12 protein-coding genes are annotated in these 13,149 nt (G+C 58.9%); 3 read left to right on the top strand and 9 right to left on the bottom strand.

The genetic code is table 11. The annotated features are described in order from the left end of the window. Positions 1-46: 46 nt before the first annotated feature. On the top strand, positions 47-1,543 hold the full coding sequence (locus JF535_RS08600) for a CoA-acylating methylmalonate-semialdehyde dehydrogenase (RefSeq protein WP_207001231.1): 1,497 nt from the start codon (positions 47-49) through the stop codon (positions 1,541-1,543). A 184-nt stretch (positions 1,544-1,727) separates the two neighbouring features. Further along, the gene (locus JF535_RS08595; RefSeq protein ID WP_207001230.1) at positions 1,728-3,095 is read left to right on the top strand and encodes a serine hydrolase domain-containing protein; all 1,368 of its coding nucleotides are present in this window, start codon (positions 1,728-1,730) and stop codon (positions 3,093-3,095) included. A gap of 29 nt (positions 3,096-3,124) precedes the next feature. Here the strand turns inward: JF535_RS08595 and JF535_RS08590 are convergent, their stop codons facing one another. Then, complete coding sequence (locus tag JF535_RS08590; protein WP_207001228.1) at positions 3,125-4,045, bottom strand: DUF533 domain-containing protein; 921 nt, start codon at positions 4,043-4,045, stop codon at positions 3,125-3,127. A gap of 243 nt (positions 4,046-4,288) precedes the next feature. Here JF535_RS08590 and JF535_RS08585 point away from each other — a divergent pair, with 243 nt between their 5' ends. Next, complete coding sequence (locus tag JF535_RS08585; protein WP_066966063.1) at positions 4,289-5,272, top strand: calcium/sodium antiporter; 984 nt, start codon at positions 4,289-4,291, stop codon at positions 5,270-5,272. Between the two features lie 37 nt (positions 5,273-5,309). On the opposite strand, the gene JF535_RS08580 is transcribed toward JF535_RS08585, so the two are convergent. The 8 genes from JF535_RS08580 to JF535_RS08545 form a co-directional block, all read right to left on the bottom strand. After that, positions 5,310-5,624 (bottom strand): chaperone modulator CbpM, encoded by a 315-nt coding sequence (locus JF535_RS08580; RefSeq protein ID WP_207001226.1) that lies wholly within the window; start codon positions 5,622-5,624, stop codon positions 5,310-5,312. Positions 5,625-5,653: 29 nt separating this feature from the next. Next, positions 5,654-6,610: a DnaJ C-terminal domain-containing protein gene (locus tag JF535_RS08575; RefSeq protein WP_207001224.1), complete on the bottom strand. Its 957-nt coding sequence runs from the start codon at positions 6,608-6,610 to the stop codon at positions 5,654-5,656. A 130-nt stretch (positions 6,611-6,740) separates the two neighbouring features. Then, on the bottom strand, positions 6,741-7,502 hold the full coding sequence (locus tag JF535_RS08570; protein WP_207001220.1) for an OmpW/AlkL family protein: 762 nt from the start codon (positions 7,500-7,502) through the stop codon (positions 6,741-6,743). Positions 7,503-7,967: 465 nt separating this feature from the next. Beyond that, positions 7,968-9,344 (bottom strand): hypothetical protein, encoded by a 1,377-nt coding sequence (locus JF535_RS08565; RefSeq protein WP_207001219.1) that lies wholly within the window; start codon positions 9,342-9,344, stop codon positions 7,968-7,970. 205 nt (positions 9,345-9,549) lie between these two features. Further along, on the bottom strand, positions 9,550-9,939 hold the full coding sequence (locus JF535_RS08560; protein WP_340674148.1) for a potassium channel family protein: 390 nt from the start codon (positions 9,937-9,939) through the stop codon (positions 9,550-9,552). A gap of 73 nt (positions 9,940-10,012) precedes the next feature. Next, on the bottom strand, positions 10,013-10,468 hold the full coding sequence (gene tadA / locus JF535_RS08555) for a tRNA adenosine(34) deaminase TadA (RefSeq protein ID WP_479724303.1): 456 nt from the start codon (positions 10,466-10,468) through the stop codon (positions 10,013-10,015). Next, positions 10,469-11,290, bottom strand: coding sequence for a 23S rRNA (guanine(745)-N(1))-methyltransferase (gene rlmA / locus JF535_RS08550; RefSeq protein WP_207001217.1), 822 nt, complete (start codon positions 11,288-11,290; stop codon positions 10,469-10,471). Beyond that, on the bottom strand, positions 11,287-12,915 hold the full coding sequence (locus tag JF535_RS08545) for a GMC family oxidoreductase (protein WP_207001215.1): 1,629 nt from the start codon (positions 12,913-12,915) through the stop codon (positions 11,287-11,289). Before JF535_RS08545 ends, rlmA begins: the two co-directional genes overlap by 4 nt. Positions 12,916-13,149: the final 234 nt, after the last annotated feature.

Below are 13,149 nucleotides of genomic sequence, written 5' to 3'. Positions count from 1 at the left end.
TCGAACAATGATTTCGAATAGGGAGCAATCCCTCGGGAGAAACACCATGAATACCATCGGCCACCTGATTAATGGCGAAATGCACACCCGCAGTGATCGCCAGCAGGACATCATCAATCCGTCTACCAATCTGGTAGAAAGTAAAGTCGCACTCGCCAGCAAGGCTACCGTTGAGGAAGCGATTGCCGTGGCGCAGGCCGCCTATCCGGCCTGGCGCAACACGCCGCCGATCAAGCGTGCACGCATCATGTTCCGTTTCAAAGACCTGCTGGAGCAGAACGCCGACAAAATCTGCGAGCTGATTACCCGCGAACACGGCAAGGTACTGAACGATGCCATGGGCGAATTGCAGCGCGGCATCGAAAATGTGGAATACGCGTGTAGCGTACCTGAGCTGTTGAAAGGCGAGCACAGCAAAAATGTCGGCCCCGCCATTGATTCCTGGAGCGAGTTCCAGCCGCTGGGCGTTTGCGCAGGCATTACACCGTTCAATTTCCCGGCCATGGTGCCCCTGTGGATGTGGCCGATGGCCGTTGCCTGCGGCAACACTTTTATCTTAAAGCCCTCCGAACGCGACCCCAGCTCCGCACTGCTGATTGCGCAACTGGCACTGGAAGCGGGCCTGCCCGCGGGCGTGCTCAACGTGGTCAACGGGGATAAAGAAGCGGTCGATACGCTGCTGTCGGATAACCGGGTACATGCGGTGAGCTTTGTGGGCTCCACCCCCATTGCCAAGTACGTGTATGAAACCGGCTGTCGTAATGGCAAGCGGGTACAGGCGTTTGGCGGAGCCAAGAACCACGCCATCGTCATGCCGGATGCCGACCTGGATAACGCCGTCAGCGCACTCATGGGCGCCGCCTACGGCTCCTGCGGCGAACGCTGCATGGCCATTTCCGTCGCCGTTGCGGTGGGCGACGCTACCGCCGACGCGCTGGTGGAAAAGCTCAAGGCACAGATTGCCGACCTCAAGGTGGGGGACGGCATGGACAACAGCAACGACATGGGCCCCGTGGTGACCAAGGCGCAGCTGGAAAAAATCGAAGGCTATATCGCCAAGGGCGTGGAAGAAGGTGCAGACCTGGTGGTGGACGGCCGCGGCCTCAAAGTCGCCGGATTTGAAAATGGCAACTACCTGGGTGCAAGCCTGTTTGATCGGGTCAAGGAAGGCATGGTCATTCACAGCGACGAGATCTTCGGCCCGGTTCTGTGCGTCATGCGTGTAGATACCATGCAGGAAGCCATGGACATCATCAACGCGCACGAATACGGCAACGGCACCTGTATTTTCACCCGCGACGGCGAGGCCGCACGCTACTTTGCCGACAACATTCTGGTGGGCATGGTGGGCATCAATGTGCCCCTGCCAGTGCCGGTGGCCTACCACAGCTTCGGCGGCTGGAAACAGTCCCTGTTTGGCGACCTGCACGCCTACGGCCCGGACGCCGTACGCTTCTACAGCAAGCGTAAAACCATCACCCAGCGCTGGCCTGCCAGCGGTGTGCGTGAAGGTGCGCAGTTTACCTTCCCCAGCAACGGCTGATTGTTACCTGGCGATAACAGCCCGGCCAGTGCCCCAGAAATTGCGGGCACTGGCTTTCTGTACCGGCCCTTTTTACCCCTGCCCTATTTGCCCCGGCCCTTTCTGTGGCCTCGGATAACCTCCCGCCCGCGGCAAACCGGTTGTTAGAATCCCCGATCAAGCGATCGATTCGAGCCGTGTTTCCATGAAAAAAATCCTTCTCTCTGCAGCGGCCACGCTCGCAGGCCTGCTTCTGCTACTGGCGCTGCTCGCACCCTCCCTGCTGGGTTTTTCCATCACCCAGGCCGGCAACGCTGTGCGGGTAGCTACGGGGATGGGCGCAAAACTGGCCTGCTCCGGCCATTATGTGTCCGGGTTTGATCCGGCCCGCAATCTCGACGACCTCGCCTCTTACTCTGCCGCCAACCGCCTGCTGAATCTGGAATACGCCAACCAGCGTGTTACCGCGTCGCTGTTTGGCCTGGGCAAGACCAGTGCAAGCTACCGCCCCGGGCTGGGCTGCACCCTCGACATCGGCGACACACGCGCCCTCGATCAGGTAAAGCTCGAGCCAGTAAATCCCGGGCAATGGCACAGCGCGACCGGTGAATGGCCGCAGGGTAGCGCCGCGCCACATATCGCCCCCAAACTACAGCAGACTCTCGACCAGATACTGGCCCGAGACAATCAATCCGGGCTGCAAACCCGCGCGTTGCTGGTGGTGCAAGATGGCAAGCTGGTTGCTGAGTCATACGCAGACGGCATCACGGCGCAAACGCCGCTGCTCGGCTGGTCCATGGGCAAGAGCCTGACGGCGATGATGGTGGGCAGATTACAGGCGTTACAGCCACAACAGGACACATCCTCCCCCCTGTTTCCGGAGTGGTCCGACGCGCGCCGCCAGATCAGCCTGCAGAACCTGCTGCAGATGACTTCGGGGCTGGATTTCGACGAGACCTATGCGCCGGGCAGCGATGCCACCCGCATGCTGTTTAGCGCCCGCAGCGCGTCCGAGGTTGCGCTGCAGAGTACGCTTGCGCACACGCCGGGCACGCACTTTTCCTACTCTTCCGGCACCACCAACCTGCTGGCGCGCTGGCTGCACAACCAGCTTGGCGGCAGCCCGCAAGCCAGCCTCGATTTTTTGCAACGCCAGATCATGGTGCCACTGGGTATGCGTCACACCACCTTCGAGGTGGACGCCAGCGGCGTATTTGTCGGCAGTTCCTATATCTATGCCTCCGCCCGCGACTGGGCGCGGCTCGGCCTGTTGATGTTGAATGACGGCGTATGGGACGAGCAGCGCCTGCTGCCCGAAGGATGGGTGGCCGCAGCGAGACGCCGCAACCACAGTGAAAATGACCCGGCTTACGGCTACCAGTTCTGGCTGAACCGCGGCGGGGAAACCCTGCGCTTTCCCGAGCTGCCGGAAGACAGCTACTTTATGCTCGGCAACCGCAAGCAGGTGGTGATGATCTCCCCCACCACCGGCACCGTGATTGTGCGCCTGGGCTGGAGCGCGGGGGACTATCCCACCGGCCAGAACTTCGCGCAGCTACTGCCACAAAGCTGACTACCGGCAGGCCGGCAGCGGCTGGCGCGCTAGCGCGGCAACTGCTGCTCGATCGCCTCTACCGCCTGCTCGGATACCCCGAGCTTTTCCGCCAGCGTATCCAGGTACTGTTTTTCCCGGGGGTTGTCCGGATTGATCGACATGGCGGACACCAGGTACAGGTTAAATGCGGTGGCCGGATCGCTTGCGGCCGAGACCACGTCGTCCATGCTCACCGGCTGGGTCAGGTAGTGCCGGAACGCCTCCAGGTCAGAAGCATCCAGCTGGCCGTCGAGCGCCTGCAAAATATTTTGCTGCTCCGCCTCGTCAATGGTGCCATCCGCCTGGGCAGCGGCCACCATCGCCTTCAGCATCACATCCGCCTGGGCCTCGCCATCGCCGGAATCTGCGTCGTCTGCCGTATTCACAAACCCGAACAGGCCGCCATTGCCACGCGGTGACGTATTCTGCCAGTTGCCCGGATTACTCTGCGGCCCCTGCGGTCCCTGCTGACCAAACTTGCCGCCGGCACGGCCAAAGATCTGCCCGAGCACATCGCCGAGACCGCCGCCCAGACCACCCCCGGCACCGCCAGGCATCGCGCCGCCGCTGCCGCCGGACTGCTGCATCTGGGCAAAGATACGCCGCGCGATCTCCATCAATACCGCAGCGCCCCCGGCACCGGCGCCGGCGGGAATGGCGCCACCGAAAATATCCCCATCAGGACGCTGCGCGCCGCCCCCGGCAGGACTACCGCCGGAATTCAGGCCACCGGGCTGGCCGGCCCGGGCTAGAATATCGTCCAGACTGGGGCCGTCGGACGCATTGGGGGATGGCACCTTGCTGAAGTCCGGCCGGTGGAAATCGGCAGGCGGCCGGCCCGGTGCAGGCGCCGATTGCTGGCGGATTTTCTTGTTGAGCATGGACATTCCGGCGCCGATCAGCGCACCCAGAAGCAATTTTTTGTTCATAAACCCATGGCCTCTGCCAGTATCAGAATCAGCCCAAACTTTAGGGTCCGAGGCCAGGCACCACCAACGCTGTCTGTGGCGTCTTGCGCAGTGATCAAGCACCCTGGCGCAATCGGCACTGCAAGGCTGCGGAAGAGTCGTTACAATCGGCCCCCGATTGCGCGCCGCCACTGGCGCGCCCAATTTTCAGGCACTCATCAGCAAGCGCACACGAAAAGCGCACACCAGAAAGAAAGGATCCCCATGACTCTTGCCCTGCTCGCCATTCTCGCCGGATTTGTCCTGCTGATGTGGAGCGCTGACCGCTTCGTCGATGGCGCGGCAGCCACCGCCAAGCATGCGGGTATGCCGTCGCTGCTGATCGGCATGGTCATCGTGGGGTTCGGCACGTCTGCGCCGGAAATGGTGGTGTCGGCAATGGCCGCGCTGGACGGCAGCCCGGGGCTGGCGCTGGGCAATGCCTACGGCTCGAATATTGCCAATACCGGCCTGATCCTCGGCGCCACCGCGATCCTCATCCCCCTGACCGTCAACAGTAAGATCATCCGCAAGGAGCTTCCGCTGCTGCTGGCGATCACCTGTTTGACTGCGGCATTTTTCTGGAACGGGGGGCTCAGCCGTCTCGAGTCTCTCATTCTGCTGGCGGGCTTCTTCGGCTTGATCGGCTGGTCTATTTTCTCCGCCTTGCGCGGCAAGGGCGATGCGATTGAAGGAGAAATGGATACGGAGCTGGAGCAGCACGACATGCCGCTGGGCACGGCCTTGTTCTGGGTGGGCGCCGGCCTGATTTTATTGATCGTGAGCTCACGAATACTGGTGTGGGGGGCGGTGACCATCGCCCATCAATTGGGGGTCAGCGACCTGATCATCGGCCTCACCATTGTTGCTCTCGGCACCTCACTGCCCGAGCTGGCGGCGACCGTTGCCGCCGCGCGCAAGGGCGAGCACGATATCGCCATCGGCAATGTGGTGGGTTCAAACATGTTCAACCTGCTGGCGGTTGTGGGTATCGCCGGTGCGATCGCCCCCATGGACACCGTGCCCGCAGAGCTCATCACCCGCGACTGGCCAATGGTCGTGGGGCTCACCATTGCCCTGTTTATTTTTGGCTACGGCTTCCGCGGTCGACAGGGGCGCATCAACCGCTTTGAGGGTGCCGCGCTGCTCGCCGCGTATGTGGCGTATACCGGCTATCTGATTTACGAAATCACCAGTGCGGCGCTCTAGGCGCCTGGCCAAGAACCATTAGCAATCAACAGGAACGCTAGCGCCGCTCCAGACGACGAATACGTGCACGGAGCTGCTCGATCTCTTCCAGCAGTTCCAGTGCCAGCGCCGCACCGGCGTGATTGACGCCCAGGTCCTGCTCCAGACGCACCACACGCCTGACTCGCCGCACACACACGCCACTGAACGCCAGCGAACGACTGGCGCGATGCGGCTCGATCACCCCCTCGTCCATCAGCGCCATCACTTGCTCCGCCGACAGGGAGCAGGCAATACACAATTCTCGCAGGGTGAGCAGGCTGTCTTCATCCAGAATCACCGCCGCTTCGCTGGGCTCATATTCCGTTGGCATAAGCATGAACTCCCGATTCCGATTCCGAGTCAGACGCCACCCGCGTCACCGCGGGGATCGAATTTGAAGGCATCGCGAAACTGGCGATAGGCCGCCTTTTCCGCATCGTTGGTTGCCGGCGGTGTAACGATGTCCACCACCACATACAGGTCACCCGGCTCTTTGGCGGGCAAGCCGCGCCCTTTGAGCCGCAGTTTGCTGCCGCTCTTGCTGTTCGCAGGCAGTGTCAGGTTGACCGGCCCATCGGGGGTGTGCACCCGCACTTTGTCACCCAGGGCTGCCTCCCACGGCGCCACCGGCAAGTCCAGATAGACCGTCTTGCCCTCCACGCTGAATCGCGCATGCGGGTTGAAGTGGATTTCCAGAAACAGGTCACCGGCCTTGCCTTGCCCCATTCCGGGCTGCCCCTGCCCCGCCAGCCGAATCTGCTGCCCCTCGGTAACACCTTTGGGAATGGTGACATTCAGGGTGCGCTCTTTCACCACAGGGCGCCCATCCGCACCCAGCTCGGAATGCTTCAGCGTAATCTGCCGCTTGCTTCCGCGGTAACTGTCTTCTATATCAATTGCGATACGCGCGTAGGTATTTTCGCCCTGGGCGTGAAACTGCCGGCCACCTTGCTGAAAACCGCCGCGGTGGAATCCCCCGCGCCCGAACAGGCTCTCAAAGAAATCACTGAATGCCTCCGGGTCCGCTTCGGTATAACCGCCACCGTGAAACTCGAACCCCTGATCCCAGTTGGGTGGTGGGTTAAAGTCCTGGCCGCTGTTCCAGTTGCTCCCCAGCTGATCGTACGCAGCGCGCTTTTCCGGGTCCTTCAGCACTTCATAGGCTTCGCTCACTTCCTTGAAGCGATCTTCCGCGTCGCCCTCTTTGCTCACATCCGGGTGATATTTTCGCGCGAGCTTGCGGTAGGCCCGCTTGATCTCATCCTGTCCCGCACTGCGCTCAACACCCAGAATCTGGTAGTAATCGCGATATTCCATGGGCAGACCAATATCCCTAAGAAAAAGCCCTGAAGAAGTCCTGCAGAAGTGAAATGACGGCAATGAAAAAGGCACCCGAAGGTGCCTTTCCGTTCATCCGTGAACGCTACTCTTTACACCACGAAGGTGATCAGAAAGAGTAACCAACACCCAGGTTGAATACCCAGGGGCTGTAATCCACATCGGTCGCCGTTGCGCGACGAGTGATGGACGGGTCGTTGGACTGAGCGTCTTTGTAGTAAACGTTGATATCCGTATCTGCATCGATGTACAGAACCGCAGCGTTTACCAAGAAGGCGCTATCGCGACCAAAACGGAAGTCCACACCCAGCTGGCCGGTGAAGCCCCACGAGTGCTGGAAGCCCACATCTGCATCGGTGACAATCACACCATCATTGATGAGATCGTCGTTGAAGCGGCGGGAAAAACCTTCATCGCTAAAGTCGGTGTAGTTCACACCAATACCAACGTAAGGCTGCCCCATGCAGTCGCGGCTCAGCGGATACCAGTTAACGTAAGCATTGGAGTAGCTGGCATCGAAGCTACCTACCCTATAGCCAATATCGTCGATGGTCACATTGCCACGGGAAACACTCTTCAGGTCCATATCGTGTTTGGTAGACCCGATGTACATCAGCTCTACACCCCAGTGCTCTACCGGCAGCCAAGCACCGGAGATATTCCAGGTGGTATCGCTATCGATGTCATAGCCTTCCTTGAACCAACCATCATTCAGTCTCAGGTTGTCATCATTATCGTCCGGGTCTACCCAGCTGGCACCAACACGGACAACAAAATCACCATCACTCCACATATCCGCAGCAGCGTATTGTGCACTCATCAGAGCGGCTACAGCGATTGCAAGCGGTGTCAGAACGCGTGTCTTTTTCATTGAGAACTCCATCGTATTCGGCAAATCAAACAGCAATTAACCCAATCACTGTCAGTCTAGACACGGAAATAACCAGCTGTAGAAAAAACAACCAAAAAAAATCTTCACTTGTGGAACTTTTGCACAGCTTTGACGCCAAACCCTTCTGTTTAAATAATTCCACCGCCAGACAGCGAAATGTGCGCAAACCCGCAGCGCCACAAAAATAAACAATTGCGCGCCATTTTGGATGCACCCTGCGCCAAACTTATCCACACAAAATAATTTTCACGCCAAGCCTGTGGAAAACCTCCTTTGCGAACATTCCGATAGGAAAATTTCCGTCAGCGGAATTCAGGCGACATTCAGGTCGTAAAAAATTGCAGGAAAATGTGCAGGGAAATGTGTAAAGAAATGTAGGGTGGGTAGGACTCCCACCCCTCATGCAGATAACGTACGTAGATAAATCGATAGCCGACGACCGTATTACCAGTTCAAGGAAGAAGGCAGTCGCGGCGATGAGAGTAGACGGGAAAATTTCTGCCAGCGCGCGTCGCTGGATTCCGTGTTTCCCTCGATATACTGCTTCACCAGCGCCTTGCCCCAGTTGTAGTTGATCACGTACGCGCCGTAGGTATCCACAAACTGCACACGCTGCGCCGCCTTCTCCGGGCTCATGGCCGTGTATTTCTGAAAACGGGCAACGGCCTCGTCGCGGTCGATCTTGCCATTGATATATTCCCGGGCAACGATGTTTTCCGCAAACTTAAGCTGCGCCAACAGCGACAGAACGCGCTGGTATTTTTCTGCAGTGGCGGGATCCAGGCCGGCGAGTGGATACAGGGTTTCCTGCTCGAAACGGGTTTTCTCCGCGCCGGGGAACGCCAGCTCGATACCGTAGTTGGCACTGCCTTCCGCAATCAGCGACTGGGGACTGAACAGAGGATACACGCTGTACTCGGGCCACCCCTGCTCCTGTACCAGTTTCTGCTCCAGTAGTGCATTGTAGGTGTGATGCCCCGGGTAGCCCTCGTGACAACCCAGGTCTACGGCACGATCAATGTAGATGGGCAACCCGGAGTTGATCTGAATCAGGCTGTGGGCCTTTCCCTGATACCAGTTGTAACCACTCCACGGCTTGTCCTGCACGTATTCCAGCTTGAAGCTTTCTGTGGACGGCAACGACATATGTGCCAGCGTGCGCTTTTTGCACTCGTCAATGGCGGCGTTGAATACCACTTCCAGTTTGTCCTCCGGTATGCGGTACTGTTGCTGGAATTGCTGTACCCGCACATGTAGCGGCTCATCGCCGGGCAATTCCTGCTCCAGCTGGGCCAGTACCGGGTCAAACTCGGCATAGGTCTGCACCGGGGGCTCGGTGTCGTAAAGCGCCTTGGCCTCTTCCTGGAAATCGCGGAAGCTCGCATCGGCAATATGGTGCGCATGCGCCGCGAGCGCAGTCAGCTGGGTTTTGAGGTAGTGCTTACGCAGAGTCTGCAGGTCGCCCGCCGGCGTGATTTCTCCCGGCAATCTGGCCAGCAGCCCTTCTGCGCGGCTTGCCAGCTCCGCCGGAGAGGCGGTATCCGCCGCAGCATCCGTCTTCCATTGCTCAGGGCCGTAATAGGCATCTACATAGCTTTTGTCGTGATTCCCCAGGGTGAGCACCAGACGGACATACGCCTGCGCAATCTCGTCGAGTTCCGGGTCAGCCTCACTGGTCTGGTCACCGGTCTCGCCCTCCGGTGCTACTTCTATCGCTTTTTCTTCGCGCTCTTTTCCCGGTTGTGGAGCCCTGCTGTCACACCCCATTAGCGCAGAGCTGCAAAGCAACGCGAGTAACATGATCGACAATGTATTTTTCATAGGATTTCCTGTCATAAATTGGCCCTGACATTCAAAAGAAAAAGCGATTGAAAAAATAGCTGACAAAACGCCGGTCAAAGGGTTACCAGAACCGGCTCAAGGTATCACACCCATTTTCGGAGGCAAACGAGCGGTGGCCAGACTGCAGCAGATACCGCAGCTAGCGAGTAGCGGAACAAGAGGAAACCTGTGACGTGTGGGGAGGCTAACGCTGACCCAGCTCTCGCTGCCAGTAGCGCTGCATTTTCAGAAACAGGAAGGAGGCCGTCCAGGTGATCAGCACCAGTCCGGTTAGCGCTTCGAGCCCGGCGGTGAAACGCAGGGCGCCATGGGGCGCGATATCGCCAATACCAAGCGAGGTATAGGTGGTAAAGGAAAAGTAGACGCAGTCAATCAGGGTGCCGTTAAAGTTCCCTTCCAGCGTACCGAAATAGGGCGAGTGATACATATACAGGTAACCGAGGGCAAACATCCAGATTTCGACAACGTGCGCCACCAGTGCACCGAACACCCCAATCAGCACATTCACGTTGCGACGCACACTGACTTTACGTCCCAACCAAAACAGGAAGTTGAGTGCTTCATGGTGAAGCACGACCGCCGCCGCGACCAATAGCGAATTGATAAGGAGCGTCAACAACATATCTAGCGTCTATTCTAACGTTGCTCTAACGTCTTTTCTGGAAGAACTCCCGCACCAGGGTGCCGGCCTCGTCGGCCATCACCCCGCCCTCCACCGCAATTTTGTGGTTGAAAAACGTCTGTTCGGCCAACTGTAACTGACTGGCCACCACACCGGCGCGCGGCTCAGGGGCACCGTACACCAGGCGCGCGATACGGGCGTGAATCAGGGTGCCGAAACACATGGTACAGGGTTCAATGGTCACATACAGCGTGGCACCCGGCAGGCGATAATTCTTCTGCCTGGCCGCGGCAGCACGCAGCGCCATCACCTCGGCATGGGCACTGGGATCGGACGCAGAAATTGGCTGATTGAACCCCTCGCCAATTACCTCTCCGTCGAGCACCACCAGAGCGCCCACCGGCACTTCACCGAGTTCGGCGCCCTGGGCGGCGAGTGTCAGGGCCTGCTGCATAAAACGAAAATCTCGCGGCGTCGCCACTTACTCTTCCTGTCCTGAATTCTTCATGAAAACCCGCAGCAAAAAATCTGCCTCCAGCAGCAATGCGTCCTCCCGCTCCAGTGCTTCACGGGCCTCCGCACGCCCTTTCCAGGCGAACGGGGTCATGGAGAGAAAATCCCGCACTTGCGCGTTCGTATTTATCACGAGGGGAAATACACAGCGCATTTCACTCACCGCGTCGAGTCCGTCCAAGGAAGCCGGTGCCTCGTGCGGCTGCGGTTTTTCATACAGCCGGCTTTTTAGCGTCCACAGATGATCCGGGCCCGGCGACACGTCCAGTAAAATTCCACCGGGCCTGAGCACCCGCACCAGTTCCTCGGCAGGCCCCGGGGCAAATACGCGCAAAATGGCGTCCACACTGTGATCGGCCACGGGAAGATGATAGTTCGAGGCTACAGCAAAGTGCGCCCGGGGCTGTTTTTTTGCCGCCAGCCGGACACCGGCTTTGGCAATATCTACCCCGGCGATCTGCGCATCCGGCCAGCCCCGCTCCGATAGCCTGCGCGCATACCAGCCTTCGCCACAGCCCAGGTCCAGAAGCTGTGCCGGCGCCGCGCAATGGCTCCGCAACTGCGCGCCTATGGCGTCAGCCAGTGGTTCGTAATGCCCCACTTCGAGGAACCGGCGGCGTGCATTGAGCATTTCTGCCGAATCCCCCGGCTCCCGACTGCGCTTTTGCTGAACCGGCAAAAGATTGACGTACCCTTCCTTGGCGCGATCAAAGCTGTGCCCGGTGGCACACCGCCAGCTTTGCGCTTGCAAGTCGAGGGGTTGTTTACAATGCGGGCACTGCCAGATCATACGCTTTCGCTGATTTCCTGCTGCTGATGAACCGCGGACTTTTCGAGGATCATCTCTGCCGCTTTTTCCGCAATGGCAATCACCGGCGCATTGGTGTTACCACTGATAAGGGTGGGCATTATGGAGGCATCCACCACACGCAGTCCATCGACGCCACGTACACGCAACGCGCTATCCACAACCGCCATCTCATCCTGCCCCATTTTGCAGGTGCCGACGGGATGGTAAATGGTTTCTGCATTCTTACGGATAAAGTCGGTAATGGCGTCCGGCTCACGCAAAGCTTGCGCCGGTGACCACCAGTCTTTGTGCACGGTTTTCAACGCGCTTTTCTCGATAATCTCTCGCACCATTTCGAATCCCTCTACCAGCACCTGAAGGTCCTCGGGATGGGACAGATAATTGGGCTGTATCACCGGCAACGCTTTGGGATCCCGGGAGGCCAGGGAAATGCTGCCACGGCTTTTGGGACGGAGGGCACACGCATGCAGGGAGTAGCCGTTGCCCGGCTTTTTGGTAAACCCGTGGTTAAACAGAGGCACCGCACTCAAGTGGAACTGAATATCCGGATACTCGCCCGCCACACTGGAACTGGCAAAACCGCCGGCCTCGGCGACGTTGTTGGTCAACATGCCGCGATTGAGCAGCAGGTACTCGGGGAAATGCAGTGCGGCTTTTAGTTTGGGCCAAAGGGCATCGTTAAACCCGACGGCTGTATTCGTCTGCACCACCTGGGTAATGTCCAGGTGATCCTGCAGGTTCTGCCCAACACCGGGCAGATGGCACTGGGGAACAATACCCAGTTTTTTCAGTTGTTCTTCGGGCCCAACCCCTGAAAGCATCAGCAACTGCGGCGACTGAATGGCCCCGGCGCTCAGGATCACCTCTTTATTGGCGACGATACGATCGCCATTGAGCATCCGAACCGCGGCAACACGATCGCCCTTGAATTCCAGTCTGGCGGCGGGCGCACTGGTGAAAATACTCAGGTTCGGGCGATTTTTAACCGGATACAGGTAGGCTGTGGCAGCCGAGCAACGGCGGCCAAACTTCTGGGTGACTTGGTAGAAACCCACCCCGTTTTGCTGGTGCCCGTTAAAGTCGTGATTGAGCCGGTGCCCGGCTTCGCGGGCGGCGCCCAGGAACGCCTCGCCGGCCGCCGATTTCCACTTCAGGTCTGAGACCGCGAGTGGCCCGAAGCCGCTATGGTAGGCATCACTGCCCCGCTGGTTGCCCTCCGCCAGCAGGAAATACGGCAACATGCCGGACCAGCCCCAATCCGGGTTACCCGCGGCTTCCCAGGCATTGTAATCACCCGGATTGCCACGGGTGTAGATCATGGCATTGATCGCGCTACTGCCACCCAGCACACGTCCGCGCGGCCAGAACAGGCGACGATTATCCAGGTTGGGCTGGGGCTCGGTGTAGTGGTGCAGGTTAAAGCGCTTGCCGGGAAGCAGGTAGCCAATGCCAACAGGCATCTGGATAAGGAGGCTGTGATCAGACGGGCCCGCCTCCAGGAGACACACCCGGTTCTGCTCGTCCGCACTCAACCGGTTGGCGAGTACGCACCCCGCGGAGCCCCCGCCGACAATTACGTAGTCATACACCTTGCTTCGCGCCATGGCCTTCTCCCTGTTAAAAATTATGTTTATGCGTAGATGGCACCACCGACATCGGGCGTGTATGGCGCAATCTAACACCGAAACCCCATGAAAAAGCGCAAACCGAGCGGTAATAGCCGAGCAATTCCGAAATCCGTGAGAGATTCCCCCGCCGTTACCGGGGACTGCTCCAGCAATTGTAGACACGCGCCGTCGGGAGCTCGCAGTGGATGGTGCGAAGTGAAAAAGCAGGAG

This window comes from Microbulbifer salipaludis (assembly GCF_017303155.1).
Lineage (GTDB): Bacteria > Pseudomonadota > Gammaproteobacteria > Pseudomonadales > Cellvibrionaceae > Microbulbifer > Microbulbifer salipaludis.
This window is presented reverse-complemented; position numbering and strand designations above follow the sequence as displayed.

Bases quoted from the DNA above. Each gene is read 5' to 3' on its own strand.
- JF535_RS08600 (WP_207001231.1), top strand. From the start codon at position 47: ATGAATACCATCGGCCACCTGATTAATGGCGAAATGCACACCCGCAGT.
- JF535_RS08595 (WP_207001230.1), top strand. From the start codon at position 1,728: ATGAAAAAAATCCTTCTCTCTGCAGCGGCCACGCTCGCAGGCCTGCTT.
- JF535_RS08590 (WP_207001228.1), bottom strand. From the start codon at position 4,045: ATGAACAAAAAATTGCTTCTGGGTGCGCTGATCGGCGCCGGAATGTCC.
- JF535_RS08585 (WP_066966063.1), top strand. From the start codon at position 4,289: ATGACTCTTGCCCTGCTCGCCATTCTCGCCGGATTTGTCCTGCTGATG.
- JF535_RS08580 (WP_207001226.1), bottom strand. From the start codon at position 5,624: ATGCCAACGGAATATGAGCCCAGCGAAGCGGCGGTGATTCTGGATGAA.
- JF535_RS08575 (WP_207001224.1), bottom strand. From the start codon at position 6,610: ATGGAATATCGCGATTACTACCAGATTCTGGGTGTTGAGCGCAGTGCG.
- JF535_RS08570 (WP_207001220.1), bottom strand. From the start codon at position 7,502: ATGAAAAAGACACGCGTTCTGACACCGCTTGCAATCGCTGTAGCCGCT.
- JF535_RS08565 (WP_207001219.1), bottom strand. From the start codon at position 9,344: ATGAAAAATACATTGTCGATCATGTTACTCGCGTTGCTTTGCAGCTCT.
- rlmA (WP_207001217.1), bottom strand. From the start codon at position 11,290: ATGATCTGGCAGTGCCCGCATTGTAAACAACCCCTCGACTTGCAAGCG.
- JF535_RS08545 (WP_207001215.1), bottom strand. From the start codon at position 12,915: ATGGCGCGAAGCAAGGTGTATGACTACGTAATTGTCGGCGGGGGCTCC.